This window comes from Acutalibacter intestini (assembly GCF_034334985.1).
Taxonomy (GTDB): domain Bacteria; phylum Bacillota; class Clostridia; order Oscillospirales; family Acutalibacteraceae; genus Acutalibacter; species Acutalibacter intestini.
In genome coordinates this window covers 236,864-252,026 of the sequence record NZ_JAWXXL010000002.1, presented here as the reverse complement: position 1 = coordinate 252,026, position 15,163 = coordinate 236,864, and the positions used below count along the sequence as shown (strand labels likewise).

At 59.4% G+C, this 15,163-nt stretch carries 12 protein-coding genes; 5 read left to right on the top strand and 7 right to left on the bottom strand.

Going from position 1 to position 15,163, the window contains the following annotated elements; all coding sequences use genetic code 11:
• Positions 1-14: 14 nt before the first annotated feature.
• Genes U8U68_RS03770 through atpC form a run of 5 tightly spaced genes read left to right on the top strand, consistent with a single transcriptional unit; the run spans position 15 to position 4,985 of the window.
• Complete coding sequence (locus U8U68_RS03770; RefSeq protein ID WP_322199511.1) at positions 15-506, top strand: F0F1 ATP synthase subunit B; 492 nt, start codon at positions 15-17, stop codon at positions 504-506.
• A complete protein-coding gene (gene atpA / locus U8U68_RS03765; RefSeq protein ID WP_322199510.1) occupies positions 493-2,268 on the top strand; it encodes a F0F1 ATP synthase subunit alpha in 1,776 nt (591 codons plus the stop codon). The genes U8U68_RS03770 and atpA overlap by 14 nt, the downstream gene beginning before the upstream one ends.
• The gene (atpG, locus tag U8U68_RS03760; protein WP_322199509.1) at positions 2,255-3,154 is read left to right on the top strand and encodes an ATP synthase F1 subunit gamma; all 900 of its coding nucleotides are present in this window, start codon (positions 2,255-2,257) and stop codon (positions 3,152-3,154) included. Before atpA ends, atpG begins: the two co-directional genes overlap by 14 nt.
• 5 nt (positions 3,155-3,159) lie before the next feature.
• Complete coding sequence (gene atpD, locus U8U68_RS03755) at positions 3,160-4,563, top strand: F0F1 ATP synthase subunit beta (RefSeq protein ID WP_322199508.1); 1,404 nt, start codon at positions 3,160-3,162, stop codon at positions 4,561-4,563.
• Positions 4,563-4,985, top strand: a complete 423-nt coding sequence (gene atpC, locus U8U68_RS03750; protein ID WP_322199506.1) for an ATP synthase F1 subunit epsilon — start codon at positions 4,563-4,565, stop codon at positions 4,983-4,985. The genes atpD and atpC overlap by 1 nt, the downstream gene beginning before the upstream one ends.
• Before the next feature lie 73 nt (positions 4,986-5,058).
• Here the strand turns inward: atpC and U8U68_RS03745 are convergent, their stop codons facing one another.
• From U8U68_RS03745 to U8U68_RS03715, 7 genes are all read right to left on the bottom strand, one after another.
• The gene (locus tag U8U68_RS03745; RefSeq protein ID WP_322199505.1) at positions 5,059-5,502 is read right to left on the bottom strand and encodes a GNAT family N-acetyltransferase; all 444 of its coding nucleotides are present in this window, start codon (positions 5,500-5,502) and stop codon (positions 5,059-5,061) included.
• On the bottom strand, positions 5,499-6,122 hold the full coding sequence (locus tag U8U68_RS03740; RefSeq protein WP_322199504.1) for a nucleotidyltransferase domain-containing protein: 624 nt from the start codon (positions 6,120-6,122) through the stop codon (positions 5,499-5,501). The genes U8U68_RS03745 and U8U68_RS03740 overlap by 4 nt, the downstream gene beginning before the upstream one ends.
• 448 nt (positions 6,123-6,570) lie before the next feature.
• Positions 6,571-9,306: an alpha-L-rhamnosidase gene (locus tag U8U68_RS03735; RefSeq protein ID WP_322199503.1), complete on the bottom strand. Its 2,736-nt coding sequence runs from the start codon at positions 9,304-9,306 to the stop codon at positions 6,571-6,573.
• Positions 9,307-9,521: 215 nt separating this feature from the next.
• Positions 9,522-10,913: an MATE family efflux transporter gene (locus U8U68_RS03730; protein WP_322199502.1), complete on the bottom strand. Its 1,392-nt coding sequence runs from the start codon at positions 10,911-10,913 to the stop codon at positions 9,522-9,524.
• Positions 10,910-11,776: an alpha/beta hydrolase gene (locus tag U8U68_RS03725; protein WP_322199501.1), complete on the bottom strand. Its 867-nt coding sequence runs from the start codon at positions 11,774-11,776 to the stop codon at positions 10,910-10,912. The genes U8U68_RS03730 and U8U68_RS03725 overlap by 4 nt, the downstream gene beginning before the upstream one ends.
• A 17-nt stretch (positions 11,777-11,793) precedes the next feature.
• On the bottom strand, positions 11,794-12,315 hold the full coding sequence (locus U8U68_RS03720) for a nitroreductase family protein (RefSeq protein ID WP_322199500.1): 522 nt from the start codon (positions 12,313-12,315) through the stop codon (positions 11,794-11,796).
• Between the two features lie 468 nt (positions 12,316-12,783).
• Complete coding sequence (locus U8U68_RS03715; RefSeq protein ID WP_322199499.1) at positions 12,784-15,162, bottom strand: transglutaminase domain-containing protein; 2,379 nt, start codon at positions 15,160-15,162, stop codon at positions 12,784-12,786.
• Position 15,163: the final 1 nt, after the last annotated feature.

Genomic DNA, 15,163 nt, shown 5'->3' with positions numbered 1-15,163 from the left:
AGGCGGGTGTAGATATGCCTCTGAATATTGATTGGCAGCAGATTCTGCTGCACTGGATGAACCTGGCTATTTTGGTGGGCGGGCTGTACTTTCTGCTCTTCAAGCCTGTAAAAAGCTTTATGCAAAAGCGGGAGGACCACTACCGCGAGCTGGAGCAGCAGGCCGCCACCAAGCTGGAAGCCGCCGAGGAGATTAAGACCAAGTACCAGCAGAAGCTGGACCAGGCCGACGAAGAGGTGCGCCAGGCCCGGCAAAAGGCCCAGCTGGCTGTGCAGGAATCTGCCGAGGCCCAGCTGGCCCAGGCAAAGGAGCAGGCCCAGCATATCATAGCCCAGGCCCGGGCCCAGGCGGAGCACAGCCAGGAGCGCGCCCTGAAGGAGTCCCAGCGGGAGCTGAAACGGCTTGCCGCCGAGGCGGTGGAAAAACTGGCTTTCCACCCAGACACGGACCCCTTCGACCAGTTCTTGAATCTGGCGGAGGGAGGCGCGGAGCATGAGGGCCGATAGACGGCATTTAACCGCGACGCTGCGCAGCGGCAGAGAACCCAACGACCAGCAGCTTCAGCGCTTTACAAAATTTCTTAATGATAAGTACCAGCGCACTGTGCCCATGCAGTGGGAGTATGACCCGGCGCTGAAAACCGGCTTTCGTCTGCAAGTGGGCTCGGACGTGTACGACTGGACCCCCCACGGCCGGGTGCGGCAGTTTCAAGACTACCTGCGCCAGCTCCGGCCAGGCCAAGAGGACCTGCTGCCCCTAATGCGGGAGGCCATGGAGCAGTGGCAGCTCTCTGTATTGCCTGAAGAAATGGGCGAGGTGCTTACCGTGGACAGCGAAATTGCCACGGTGGGTGGCCTGGAGCACGCCCAGTATGGGGAGATTCTGGTGTTCTCCTCTGGGGTAAAGGGCATGGTCCAGGACTTGCGCCAAGGAGAGCTTAGCTGCATCCTCTTCGGCGACAGCGAGGAAATTGTGGCAGGCAGTATGGTCCGCCGTACCCTAAAAACCGCGGGTATGCGAGTGGGGGAGGGCTTTTTGGGCCGGGTGGTGGACGCCCTGGGCCTGCCAGTGGACGGCAAGGGGCTCATTGAGGCAGAGACCCATATGCCCATCGAGGCCCCGGCTCCAGGTATTCTGGACCGCCAACCAGTAAACACCCCTATGGAGACCGGCCTTTTGGCAATTGACTCCATGTTTCCGATTGGCCGGGGCCAGCGGGAGCTGATTATTGGCGACCGCCAGACCGGTAAAACCGCGATTGCTCTGGACACTATCCTAAACCAAAAGGGCAAAAACGTGGTGTGCATCTATGTGGCTATTGGCCAAAAAACCAGCTCTGTGGCCCAGATGGTGGAGAACCTTAGCCGTCGAGGGGCCATGGAGTATACCACTGTGGTCAGTGCCCCAGCGGGCGCCTCGGCGGCTTTGCAATATATCGCCCCTTACGCAGGCTGTGCCCTGGCTGAGTTCTTTATGTACCAAGGCCGGGACGTGCTGATTGTCTATGACGACCTCTCAAAACATGCCATTGCCTACCGGGCCCTAAGCCTCCTGATGGAGCGTTCTCCTGGCCGGGAGGCCTACCCTGGGGACGTGTTCTATTTGCACTCCCGGCTTTTGGAGCGGTCTGCCCACCTGTCTGACGAGCTGGGGGGCGGCAGCATGACCGCTCTGCCTATTGTAGAGACCCAGGCCGGAGACGTGTCTGCCTATATCCCGACCAATATCATTTCCATTACCGACGGCCAGATCTTCTTAGAGAGCGACCTGTTCTTCTCAGGCCAGCGCCCAGCTGTTAACGTGGGATTGTCCGTATCCCGTGTGGGCGGCGACGCCCAGACCAAGGCCATGAAGTCCGCCGCTGGGGCCATTCGCCTGGAACTGGCCCAGTACCGGGAAATGGAGGTGTTCACCCAGTTCTCCAGCGACCTGGACGACGCTACCAAGCGCCAGCTGGCCTATGGTCAAGGGCTGATGCGCCTGCTGCGCCAGCCCCAGTACGCGCCCCTTTCCCATCACCGGCAGGTGGTTTTGCTGGTGGCCGCTATGGAGCATGTGATGCAGGACGTTCCCCTGGACCGGCTTGGGGCCTTCCAAAAGGGAATTTTGACCTATGTAGAGGCCCAGGCCCCGGACCTTTGCCACCGTATTGACCAGAGCGGGCAGCTTTCCGCCGATGACCGGGCGGAGCTGGTAGAGCTGGCGAAGAAATATCAGGAGGACTTCCTCCACCCCAGAAAGCGTGGTGCCCAGCATGCCGGGAACTAAGGAAATAAAAACCCACATCGAAAGCGTGCGGGAAACCCGGAAGATCACCAACGCCATGTACCTGATCGCCTCTACCAAGCTGCGCAAGGCCCGGCAGGAGCTGGATAACACCAGGCCCTATTTTGAGTCCCTGCGCGGGGAGATTAAGCGCATTTTCCGCACTGCCAGCGACGTGGACAGTCACTACTTTTACCCGGTAAACGGATCCGAAGCCCTGGCCGAGGGAACCTACGGCTGCCTGGTTATTACGGCCGATAAGGGCCTGGCAGGCGCCTATAACCAGAACGCCATTCGAGAGGCCCGGCAGCTTTTGGACCAGCACCCGGATACCAAGCTCTTTGTAGTGGGGGAGTATGGCCGGCGGTATTTCAACCAGCACAAGATCCCCATTGAGCACAGCTTCCTTTACACTGCCCAAAACCCTACCATGGCCCGGGCCCGGGAGATTAGCGCCCGGCTTTTAGAGGGCTTTGACAAGGGGGAGCTAAAGAAGATCTTTGTAATTTATACGGATATGGAGAGCAGCCTGTCTTTTCGGGCCCGGTGCACCCGGCTGCTGCCCTTTCACCGCACCTATTTCGAGGATACCTCCATCAACGAGCGGCTGGTTACCACGCCTTTTGAGTTTGTTCCCAGCGTACGGGAGGTGCTGAACAGCATGATGCCCAGCTATGTTTCGGGCTTTATTTACGCGGCGCTCATCGACAGCTTCTGCTGTGAGCAGAATGCCCGCATGACCGCCATGGACAGTGCCAACCAGAACGCCGAAAACCTGATGGGGGAGTTGTCCCTGCAATATAACCGGGTCCGCCAGGCAGCCATTACCCAGGAGATCACAGAGGTCTCCGCCGGGGCCAGGGCCCAGCGCCAAAAGAAAGAAAGGTGAGGAATTTGGAAAAAGGAATCATCGTGCAGATATCCGGCCCTGTGGTAGACGTAGAGATACAGGGGGGGCTGCTGCCCCGGCTGCGGGAAGAGCTGACCGTAGAGAAAGAGGGCTCGGTGCGGGTAATGGAAGTGGCCCAGCACCTAAGCTCCACCCGGGTGCGGTGCATTATGCTCTCTCCCAGCGAGGGTCTGGCCCGGGGCCTTGCGGTGGATGTGCCTGGGCATACCATCCAGGTGCCGGTGGGCACAGCCACCCTGGGCCGCATGTTCAACGTGCTGGGCCAGCCCATTGACGGCGGCGGCCCGGTGCCAGAGGGCACCCCGGTGCAGAGTATCTACCGGCGGCCCCCCTCCTTTGAGGAGCAGAGCCCGGCGGTGGAGATTTTGGAGACGGGCATTAAGGTCATAGACCTCCTGGAGCCCTACCCTCGGGGCGGCAAAATCGGCCTGTTCGGCGGCGCGGGCGTGGGCAAGACCGTGCTGATCCAGGAGCTGATTCACAATGTGGCCATGGAGCATGGCGGTTATTCTATCTTTACCGGCGTGGGCGAGCGCAGCCGGGAGGGCAACGACCTGTGGCGGGAGATGCGGGAGAGCGGCGTCAGCGACAAAACCGCCCTGGTGTTTGGCCAGATGAACGAGAGCCCGGGCGTGCGTATGCGGGTGGCCCTTTCGGGCCTGACCATGGCCGAGCATTTCCGAGACAAGGAGCACAAGGACGTGCTGCTGTTCATTGACAATATCTTCCGTTTTGTTCAGGCCGGCAGCGAGGTCTCCACTTTGCTGGGGCGTATGCCCTCCGCCGTAGGCTACCAGCCCACCCTGGCCAACGAGATGGGTGAGCTGCAAGAGCGCATCACCTCCACCAAAGAGGGCTCCGTCACCTCGGTGCAGGCGGTGTACGTGCCCGCCGACGACCTGACCGACCCGGCCACGGCCACCACCTTTGCCCACTTGGATGCCACCACGGTGCTGAGCCGGAAAATCTCCGAGCAGGGCATCTACCCCGCTGTGGACCCCTTGGCCTCCACTTCCCGTATTCTGGAGGCCGACGTGGTGGGGGAGGAGCACTACCGCATTGCCCGCAGCGTGCAGGAAATTTTGGAGAAATATAACGAGCTGCAAGATATCATCGCCATTTTGGGCATGGATGAACTCAGCGACCAGGACCGGCTGGTGGTGGGCCGTGCCCGGCGTTTGCAGCGGTTTTTGGCCCAGCCCACCCACGTGGCCGAGAAGTTCACGGGCATTCCGGGCATCTATGTGCCCCTGAAGGTTACCCTGGAGAGCTTTGGCAAAATCGTGGCCGGAGAGATGGACCAGTACCCCGAGGCGGCCTTCTACAATGTGGGCGGCTGGCGGGACGTGGTGGAGAAAGCCCAGAAGATGGAAGCGGGTGAGGCCTGATGGAAGAGACCTTTCAGGTGCATATTTTGGCGGCGGACCGGACTTTTTACGAAGGCCCTTGCATCAGCCTGACCATCCCTACCAGCGACGGAGAGCAGTGTTTTTTGGCCCACCACAGCAGTATGATTGCGGCGGTCCAGCCAGGCACCCTGCGCTACCGGGTTCCAGGAGAAAGTTCCCATGTGGCGGCGGTTTCTCCGGGAATGGTGAAGGTGGAGCAGAACGAGGTGCTGGTACTGGTAGACTCAGCGGAGCGGCCGGAGGAGATCGACGAGGCCAGGGCCCGCCGGGAGGCGGACGAGGCCAAGGAGGCCATGCTGCAAATGAAGAGCCGCCAGGAATACCAGATGGCCCAGGCTACTTTGGCCCGAGCCCTGAACCGCCTAAGAGTAAAGTCTTCCACCGGGCATATGGAACACTAAAGGACCTGCAAAAAAGAACAGGAGCCGCAAAGCGTCTGCTTGCGGCTTCTGTTCTTTTTTTGTGAAAAACCGGCTACAGCGGCAGCTCCATCTGGATATACGTACCCGCTTGGAAAATAATTTGAAATCCAAAGGCCCGGTAAAGGGAGACGGCGGGCTCCAGAGTAATTCGGGTGTCCAAGTAAAGGGCACGGCAGCCCTGGCCTTCTGCGTGATTCAGCACTGTGTTTAGCAGTTCCTTCGAAAGCCCCCGTCCCCGGTACTCTGGGCGGATAAACAGCCGCTTTACCTCTCCAACGCCATCCATTTTGCCCCGGTAGGCCACACACCCAGCGGGTTGGCCATCGTGGTAGGCTACCCACACAGCCTCAATAGCTTCCGCTTGGCTATAGCGGGCGTACTGCCAGTTGTCTGTGCTGGGAATGTCATGGCTTAAAAAGTCGGTCATAAAGTCGTCATGTTCCGAGAAAAGCTCTAAAACCTCTGGGTCGCTTGGGCTTTTGCGGGCTATGTTCATATGAGGGTGCTCTCCTTTGTACTTTTCAGCAAAAGCACCCATGCCTCTAATGTGCTGGCCTCAAAGGTTTCCAGGGCCTTGCTATAGCAGGCGAAAGCTTCAGGGTGCTGTTCCCGCATCCGCCGCAAAGTCTTTTTGGGTCCCAGGTAGGGCTGGCCCATGAGGTCGCAGAAGATGGACAGGCTCTCTGTCAGCAGCCAGTGCCAGCGGAATAGCCCCTCGGGATCTCCCCGGCGGGTACGAAGCAGCATCTTTTGGCACCACTCTACCCCCTGGGCGGCCTCTGCCGGAGTTTTCACTGGCAGCTGGTCCATATAGGCCAGCACCTGGGCTTTTAGTCCTGCCCCCAGGCCGTTGGTGTCCACCAATACCTGGCCGTCGAAAATCTGCAAAATCTCATCACAGTCCACCGCTCCTTGAAAATGGGAGGGCGGATACACAAACAGGTCCAGCTGCACCCCCTCCACAAAAGATACGTCGTGACAGGCGGGGCAGTCGGCCACAGCCAGGGCGTCAAAGTCACTGTGGGCGTTCTGGGAGCCATCAGCGTAGGAACCGTAGACAATGAGAGTTAGCGGGTGATATTTGCTTTTAATAGATTCAATAATTTTTTCTGTCACAGCAGGCTCCGTCCTTTTTATATGATGTCTTGTCCAAGGCTTCTTTAGCAGTAGCAGGTCTCTGCGCACAGAACCAGTCTTGCTAATCCCGCTTGCAGGTTTGGCCGGTTACTGTGCTCCCCACAGGAGTGGTTCCCCGGTTCGCTTGAGTGGGAAAAGAAAACTTTACGTGCTGGATAAGAGCAAAGAACTGCTCTTTGCCACTGGGAATCAGTACGCCACGCCCACAACGGACCGAGAGCTGGCAATACACGGTCGATTCCCACTATACTTTAGGCAACCCCGCACCATTCGCGGGTGGCGCCTTAAGCACCGTCTTGCTTGCAGATTTTCCGTGATAGAGCACAGCTTTCGCTGGTCAATGGTGAGATGGACGGCGCTCAATCTGTACCCTCTCACGAAAAATCTGACTGCCCAATACGGTACTTAGAATTCTGCGGTATTACCTTTAGAAAATATAGCTGCCTGCCGTTAGCTTTTCCGTGCGGCCATCCGGCAGCATCAGATCAGCAGTGCAGTCAAAGGGCACAGTAACCTCATAATGCAGGTCCTGCCCGTCGTACCGCCAGCTGAGCTTATATTGGCCGGAGGCAGTGTCCATTTCCATTTTTGCGCTGTGAATGCGGGGGTCCGGCATGGGGCGCAGAACGGCCTGTTTGTAGCCGGGGGCCGCCTCTACTGGGTTAAAGCCGCACAGGTTGCGGTACATCCAGTCCACAATGGAACCATAGGCATAGTGATTTAGGCTGTTCATGCCTGTACCGCTAATGGTGCCGTCCGGCAGCAGAGAATTCCACCGCTCCCACACTGTGGTGGCCCCCAGCTTCACCTCGTACAGCCAGCTGGGGAAATCGTCGTTCAGCAGCAGGGTATAGGCCAGGTCGTTGGCGCCGTTGTCCGAAAGGGCCCGGCACAAGAAAGGCGTACCACAGAATCCAGTGTCTAGGTGGTTGTTTTTAGCGGCCAGCCGGGTTTTCAGCTGGTCCAGCACTAGATTCCGTCCCCCCGAAGGGTAGATGCCGAAGAACAGGCTTAGCACACAGGCAGTCTGGGTGCCCTCAATCTTAAAGGAGCCGTCTCTGTTAAAATACTCCTCGCAGACAGCGGTCTTGATTTTGTCGCATAGAGCATCATACTGGGCGGCATCCTCCTCAAGCCCCAGTGCTCTGGCGGCTTTCGCCGTTAGGTGGGTGGAGTAGAAGTAGAAGCAGCTGGCAGTGTACTGTAGATCCGTGGCCCCAAAGGGGTTTTCAGCATCCTTGGGGTCGGGCTTGTCCAGGGCCAGCCAGTCCCCCAGCTGGTGCCCCCGCAGCCACAAGCCCCGGTCCCCGTCCAGCCGGTCGTCTTGGCGCATGCGCTCCACCCAGGCTTTCATCACCGGGTATTCCTGGCGCAGCAGGTGGATGTCGCCGTAGTTTTCATACACAGCCCAGGGCATCATGGTGGCCACGTCGCTCCAAATGGCGCAGCCCGCCCCGTTGCTGGCCTCAAAGCTGAAATTTTCCTCTATGGCTTGCCGCAGAAATTTCCCCCGCGCTTCGGGGGGCTGGGTGTCTGCGGCAGCAGCCAGCTCCGGGTATTTTTCTGCCAAGAGCCGGCGTACCGCTTCTTCATCATTCCGGTCCAGGCTGATAAAGTCCGCCGGGTCTATCTTGAACCGGGGGCCCTTGGCAAAGGTCTTGGGCGCGGGCACAAAGAAGGGCACCGAGCCGCTGTAGAACTTCTGCTCTTGGCGGACGTTCTCTACAAAGTGGTGGAAAAAGGCGGGCATGTAGAGGTTTTTGCAGGCCGTTGCGCTAATCACCGCCGCGTCCCCGGTCCAGCCCAAACGTTCGTCCCGCTGGGGGCAGTCGGTGGGCAGGTCCAGAAAGTTATCGAACTGCCCCCACATGGCGTTGTGGAACAGCTGGTTTACCCGGGGGTTGCTGGTCTCAATGCGGCCAATGGGGTCTATGTCCGAGCGGATGTGGCAGGCGGCGAAGTCCTGGGGAAGCACGTTTTCTACGCCTTCCACCTTTACAAAGCGGAAGCCGTAGAAGGTAAAGTGGGGCCGAATCTGGCGGGGAGTGCCGTCGGAGATATAGAGGTACTCGGCCTTGGCGGTGCGCAGGTTGTCCCGGTAGAAGCAGCCGTCCTGCATCACTTCACCATAGCTGAGTTTTACGGTCTGTCCGGCGGGAGCGCTGGTATTAAACTCCACCCAGCCAGTGATGTTCTGGCCAAAGTCCAGCACAGTCTCGCCCTTCTTGGTGTGGAAGATCTCCACTGGGGCGAACTCTTGCTTTTTCACAATCTTCGGCCCACGTCTGGCCACCAGGGGAGCGCTTTCTTCGCACACCGCCGCCCCAAAGCTCTGGGCAGCGCAGCCTGGCCGGGACCAGCCAGGGATAAACAGCCGGGCGTCCAGGCGCTCGCCGTCGTAGATATTGCTAAATGTGACGGGGGAGGGGTAGCTTTTCCAGCTGCCGTCTGTGCCCAGCACCACTTCGCTGCCGTCGGTGAGGGTGACCCGCAGCTCGCAGATGGCCTTCATGGCGTCGCCATAGACGTGGCGGCGGCGGTCAAAGATCAGGTCCCCCATGTACCAGCCAGGACCCAGGGCCAGGGCAATGGTGTTCTCGCCGCAGTTCAGCAGCCTGGTAACGTCAAAGGTCTGATACTCTAGGGCATGGTCATAGCAGTGGTAGCCAGGCAGCAGGTATTCGTCTCCAGCTTTTTGGCCGTTGAGCTCCAGCTCGTAAATGCCCAGCCCGCACACATAAGCCCGGGCGCTGGCCACCTGGCCTTTTAGGGAAAAATCTTTTGCCAATAAGGGCTGGCGCTCTGGGTCTGCAAAGGGCCCGCCGCTGGCGGTAATCCACTGTGCCTGCCAAGGCTCGTCCTGTTTGGCGGTCTCGAACCAGGAGGAGGCGCTGGCCGTGTCGCCCCCGTCGCCCCAGACAGTAACGGTCCAGTCGTAGCGGGTGCGGGGCAGCAGCTCCACGGGAGCCTCAAAACCCAGGGAAGAGGGCGCGCCGCTCTTTCCGCTGTCAAACACAGTCTTGCCACCAGTGGAAACCACGATCTGGGCAGCGGCCTGGGCCTTATCCGGGGTCTCTTCGGCCACCCAGGAGAACACAGGGCGGTCCATAGAGAGCCCTAGAGGCCGGACGATGTGGTTGGTACGTAGGTGGGTCAGTTTCATATTATACACCTTTCTTTCCGTGTTGTGTGAAGCAGAGAGCGCTTTTAGGTAAGGGAATAGCAATTGTGTGGCCCCAGCCCCACAATCTGTCCGCATTTTCGGCTCTCTTCCAACAGTCTACACCGAAATCCCACAAAAAAGTAGGACCTCTCTTTTCAAAACTACAACCATGCTTTTCTTTCGCGCCCTAGGGGCCTCTCTTTATCGAGGGGGTCTTATCCGGCCATTCGTTTGGCCTTGTGAATCCACTTCCCGCTTTTCAGCCGGAACACCAGCCAGACGGATTTAATGATAAAGTCCACGCGCAGGGCAATCAGCACCACAAAGGGCGGAAGGCCCAGCACCAGTCCAGCCAGAGCCCCCAAGGGCACCGAGGCCACCCACTGAAAGATGATATCCGCCACCATTAGGAACTTGGTGTCGCCGCCCCCACGCAGAATACCCTTTGACAGGGCGCTTTGAATGGCCTGGAAGAACACCACAATAGCGCTGGCTTCCATCATATGTATGGTGATCTCCACCGTAGAGGGGGAAATTTCATACAGGGCGATAGACCACTCTCCCAAAACCAGCACCAGTACGCCGCCGATAAGGCCCACAGCTACCGAGAGAATCAGGAACGTCCAGCCTTCCTTTTGGGCCCGCTGGAACTCCCCTTCGCCTACGGTTTGGCCAATGACCACCCCCGAGGCGCTGGATATGCCCTGTATGGCCACCGTGGCCATGCGGTCCATCACTGTGACGATGGCATAGGCAGAGACCACTTCTTTGCCCATATGGCCCAGGATAATGGAGATGGCGCTGGCCGCCAGGGCCAGCAGGGAGTCGGAGATAATGGCGGGCAGGCCCAACCGGCGGAACTCGCCAAACAGCTCTTTGGTGGGGGCCTGTAGCAGTCCCCGCGCCTGGTACCGCAGTACTTTTTCATATTTCAGCAGGTACAGGGCGCAGAATAGGAACTCTACCCCCCTGGCAATAAGAGTGCCCACTGCCGCGCCCATGACCCCCAGGGCCGGAGCGCCCAGCTTGCCAAAAATAAATACATAGTTGGCGCCAATGTTCACGATAAAGGAGGCAATGGACACATACAGCCCCAGCTTGGCGTTGCCAATAGAGCGCAGCACATTGCTGAGTACCAGGCTGATCCCGTGGGGCAGGTAGATCAGGGCTGTAACCCGCAGGTACTGGGCGCCCAGTTCGATCACGTCCGCTTCATTGGTGAAAATACGCATAATCTGGCTGGGCAGCAGAAAGGTAGCCACCGCAAAAGCGGTTCCGCCTATGAGAACAATTTGCAGCACCAGGTCAAAAACTTTTCTTACGGTTTTTAGATCTCTCGCGCCAAAATACTGGCTGGAAAGTACCAGCCCCGCGGCGCTGATGCCCATGCACAGGAACACGAAGATGTTATAAAACTGGTTGGCCAGGCTGGACGCGGAAATGGAGGCCTCGCCCAGCCTGCCCACCATAATGGTGTCCATCATGTTCACGCCCTGGTTAATGATAGATTGCAGGACGATGGGCACCAGGATCAACAGTACTTTTTTGTAAAAGCTTTTGTCTCTCACCCAGTATTTGTCAAACCGGCGGGCTTTGACATCCGTCATGCCGGATCAGTCCCTTCTGGGGCGTCCGGGTAAATCACCTTATGCCGGATGGGAAGCCACTCCGCAATCGCTTTGCGCAGAATCATGTCCCAAAAGTCCCATTCGTGCTTGTAGCCCGGCACCTCTAGAAAATGGGTCTTAAATCCCAGTTGGGTCAGGGCTTCATAGCCATACCGGCACCGGGGCAGGGCAAAGTCATCGCTCCCGCAGGCAAAGAAATATTCCGGCAGGGGCTTGCCCTGGTCCACGGCCCGCTGGGCGGCGGCATAGGCGTCATGCTGGCTGCCCCGGAACTGGCTAAGGTCGCCGTAATAGCTCTCCATGTCCGGCATGGGCATGGCGTCGGGGCCAGCGTTTTTCCTGCGGGTGTCCCGGGTTTCCACAATGTTGTCCGCGCTATGGGCCGCGCCGGACATCACCAGCACTGCCGCGAAGCGCTCGGGATGCAGCAGGGAAATCTTCATGGCCCCGTGGGCTCCCATGGAGAGCCCGCCAATAAAGTTGTCCTCCCGCTTGTCAGAAAGAGGCAGCACAGCCTGCATCATGGTGGGCAGCTCTTCGGTGATATACCGCAGGTACCGGGGGCCCCTGGGGGCGTCGGTATAGTCCGCGTTAAAGTCGCAGGGCATAACTACCGCCAGCTTATGGTCGTCGGCGTAGCGGACGATGTTGGAGAAATTTACATAGTCCGAGTCATCCCCGCTGCCCCCATGCAAAAGGTACAGAGTCTGGTACTTCATGCCCTGTACGTACACATTTTCCCGCTTTTCCATAATGTCAGCAAAAGAGAAGGAGGGCAGGCATACCGTGACATTGGTCTGCATACCCAAGTGCTTGGATAGGAAATTCATTTTTAAAACCATTTCGATCTCTCCCTAAATTAAATCTTGATAATATAGTCTGCCTTCCTGGGCTTGGGCGCGGGGGCGGGGCCGTCCGCGTAGCCCAGGGCCAAAGAGCCCACGCCCACTAGGTTTTCGGGCAGGCCCCATTTTTTCAGCAGGGCCTTGCCCTCTGGCAGCTGGAACATCTCGTACTCTCCGTGAATCCAGCAGGAGGCTGCGCCCAGGGCGTGGGCGGCCACCATCATGGTGGACAGCACACAGGATGCGTCCTCTATGCCGGTGCCAAAGTTTTCGGGCCGAAAGACCAGCAGGATGGTGGGAGCGCCATAGTAGGGATCCCCCTGCATGCCCCGGGCCTGGCAGTTCAGGGCCTGTATGGCTGCCCGGTCGTTGGGGTCCTGCACGGCCACAATGGTGGGGGACTGTAGCCCCTTTGCTGTGGGCGCGAAAGTTCCGGCCTTTAAGATCATCTCTAAGACCTCAGGCTCCAGCTGCTTTGGCTGATACTTCCGTATGCTCCGCCGGGTTAGCAGGGCGTTGATCACTTGGTTTTCCATAAGACGATACCTCGTTTCTTTAATATAACTTGAGAAGGTCTTTCCGCCGGGCGAGTTCCTTCTTTACCTTTTTTCCAATACGGCCTGACTTTTGGGGCTTGTTCTGCATTTTTCTCACAGGGCTTATCTATGGCAACACCGCACAATTCTAAGCACCGTCTTGCTTGCAGATTTTCCGTGATAGCGCACAGCGTTCGCTGGTCAATGGTGAGATGGACGGCGCTTAATCTGTACACTCTGAAGAAAAATCTGACTGCCCAATACGGTACTTAGAATTGTGCGGTATTGCCATATGTTTCTTGCGGGTCCCGCACAGAGACCAAGGGATAAGACTCTGCCGGCCCCGTCTGCTGATTTCTTACACGGATGAGACGTTTTGCCCGGCTCCCGCGACACTTGGACGCAACGTTACATTGCCGCAAGCGCTGGCGGGAATATCCGGAAGAGCGTACTGGCAGGGCTAAGAGCTCACACCGGCGAGGAAGCTGGAGCAAGCGGCTCCGCGACGAGCATTCCAGCGCATGCGCCGGCTAGCTCCACTAGACCGACGTTGTATCCAGCGCAGGCAAAGCGGGCGTTTCCCGCCCGGTCCGCCAGTACCACCAGGGGCAGCAGGCCAGGCTCTAAATACAGACGGCGGGCCAGCTGCCCGGCCTCGTCTCCGGGGCTTTGCCAGGCTTGGGCTCCGCTGGGAACCGGCGGCTCCTGGGGACCAATCATGTGCACCTGACAACCCGCCTCGTTTAGGGCAGCCAGGCCTATGGCCAGCTCATTGTACAGGTGCTCGGTGGGTTCGGCCCCTGGCTCTACCCAGCATAATAGACTTACTGGGGCCTGGGCCAAAACCTGCCGCCCCGCTTGTTCTCGGCCTCCTTGCACCAGACGAAAGTCCGGCAGGGGCAGGCACTGCAAAAGCTCCTGGCCGCTGCCTTGGCGAAAGCTGGGAGCCAGATCCATCTTTTGTCCGGGACTTAGGGTAAAGTCCCACCGGCGGGCCAGTTGGGCCCCAGTGGGCAGCCGGGTAGAGGTAATCAGCCGGTAGCGCCCTGGAGGCAGGGCCAGTTCGGCGCCAGGGGCCGCACCCTCGACCTGCCGCCAGCCAGAGCTCCACTTCATCAGCCCTAGCTGGCCGCTGGCCGCTGCGGGCCCAATGGTCAGGGCGGCGCTTGTTGTTCCCACCAGTCGGAATCGCCCTTCTTGCCAGACCTCCGGCTCTCCATGGGGGCCTATGCGGGCCGGAATACCTTTGGCCCGGCACAGGGCGCAGAAGAGCACCCCGCTGTTATTGGCCAGCTTCAGCTTCCAGGCTCCGGCTGGGGTTTGGGGCAGGTCCTGGTAGCTGCCGGTGGGGAGGATATGCTCTTGCAGCCAAGAAAAAATCTCCTCAGGTCCGCCGTCCACGGGTGCTTCCTGTAGGCGTACCCGCCAGGGAGCCAGAGGTTCCAGGCCCACCCGGGGGCTTAAAAGCCCAGCCTCAAACACCTGGGGGGGCAGACCAGCCTGATGGGCAAAGGCGTTTTGGCAGTCCGCCAGGACCTCAGGGCGTACACCCTGATCCCAGTCCTTTTTCGTCAGGGTAAGCAGGGCCTGCCGCTGCTTCTCATCTGCTGGCTGGGGCTGAGAGGCCTGGGGGCGTTGGGCCCGCCGCTCTTTTGCCCGGTCCAGATCCATTGCTTTAGCGCGCCTTTCCTCTAAGGTCAGGCTGGGCAGCGTAAGGTTCCCGTCTGGCGGAGGAGTAAAGGAGAAGTCCTCCCCCCAGGCGGCGCTTTCTTTGGCGGATAAGGTCAGCTCCACCCGGTCATCCTGGGTGGCGTCTACCAGGGCTTCGGCCCACAGGTCTCCGTCCTCGGCGGTTGCCCATAGACTGCCCAGGCCCAGATTTAGCCGGGCGGCGCCGTCTTGGCCAGTGGTTCGCTGGGCAATGGAGCGCAGGACACCCTCGTTGAGAATGTACAGCTCCACCCGGGCGCCGGCGGCGGGCTGGCCCAGAGGGCCGGTGACCTCCACCGTAAAGGGCCGCACCGGGGCGTACCGGGCGGTGACGCTCTCATAGGCCACGCCCTCCCGAACGTCCAGGTCCAGGGGAGAGACCCCGGGGAACAAAAAGTCCCAGTTCCCCTCTCCCACAAAGACCCGGGTGTGGGCCAGCATGGCCCGCCCTGCCGCCCGGGTGAACCACCCCATGTCCAGCCGGGGCTCGGGCTCGCAGGCTCCTAAAAATCGCCAGGTTTCCCCGTCAAAGGCCTCTACCCAGGCATGGTTGTCGTCGCAATGAGACCACCAGGGGGCGTACACCTGCCGGGCCCCAATGCCCACGCTGCGCAGGGCGTTTACCGCAAAGGTGGATTCCTCTCCGCAGCGCCCGTAGCCGCAGCGGTATACGGCCAGGGCCGAGGCGGTACGCTGGTCGGTGGAGCGATAGACCATATTTTCGGCGCACCAGCGGTTAACTTCCAAAATTGCCTCTGGCAGGCCAAGCCCCCGCACCCGGGGAGCCAGTTGCTCATAAAATACCGGGCGGCAGGGAGAGAGGCTTTCGGTGTTCACCCGGGGGGGTAGCACGTCCTTTAAAAAGATAGGCTCCGGCAGGGCCTGGCACCAGGAGAACTCTTCTTGCAGCTTTAAACCGTGGCGTACGTGCTCCATCAGCAGGGCGGGGGGATAGTCTCCTAGGTCGGTAATAGGCAGGGTGCCAACCAGGTAGGCGAAGAGCAGCTGCTCCTCTGGGGTTCCGGCGGTCCGCTCCTGTTCCAGGGCTCCTGCGGTCTGGGGAGAGCGTTCTTTCAGCAGTCCCAGAACCCGCTGCCAGCCCGCTTCGGTGAACCGGGCCAAATCAACAGAAAACATG

Coding starts and splice junctions, on each gene's coding strand:
- U8U68_RS03770 (WP_322199511.1), top strand. CDS start 15: ATGCCTCTGAATATTGATTGGCAGCAGATTCTGCTGCACTGGATGAAC.
- atpA (WP_322199510.1), top strand. CDS start 493: ATGAGGGCCGATAGACGGCATTTAACCGCGACGCTGCGCAGCGGCAGA.
- atpG (WP_322199509.1), top strand. CDS start 2,255: ATGCCGGGAACTAAGGAAATAAAAACCCACATCGAAAGCGTGCGGGAA.
- atpC (WP_322199506.1), top strand. CDS start 4,563: ATGGAAGAGACCTTTCAGGTGCATATTTTGGCGGCGGACCGGACTTTT.
- U8U68_RS03745 (WP_322199505.1), bottom strand. CDS start 5,502: ATGAACATAGCCCGCAAAAGCCCAAGCGACCCAGAGGTTTTAGAGCTT.
- U8U68_RS03735 (WP_322199503.1), bottom strand. CDS start 9,306: ATGAAACTGACCCACCTACGTACCAACCACATCGTCCGGCCTCTAGGG.
- U8U68_RS03730 (WP_322199502.1), bottom strand. CDS start 10,913: ATGACGGATGTCAAAGCCCGCCGGTTTGACAAATACTGGGTGAGAGAC.
- U8U68_RS03725 (WP_322199501.1), bottom strand. CDS start 11,776: ATGGTTTTAAAAATGAATTTCCTATCCAAGCACTTGGGTATGCAGACC.
- U8U68_RS03720 (WP_322199500.1), bottom strand. CDS start 12,315: ATGGAAAACCAAGTGATCAACGCCCTGCTAACCCGGCGGAGCATACGG.
- U8U68_RS03715 (WP_322199499.1), bottom strand. CDS start 15,162: ATGTTTTCTGTTGATTTGGCCCGGTTCACCGAAGCGGGCTGGCAGCGG.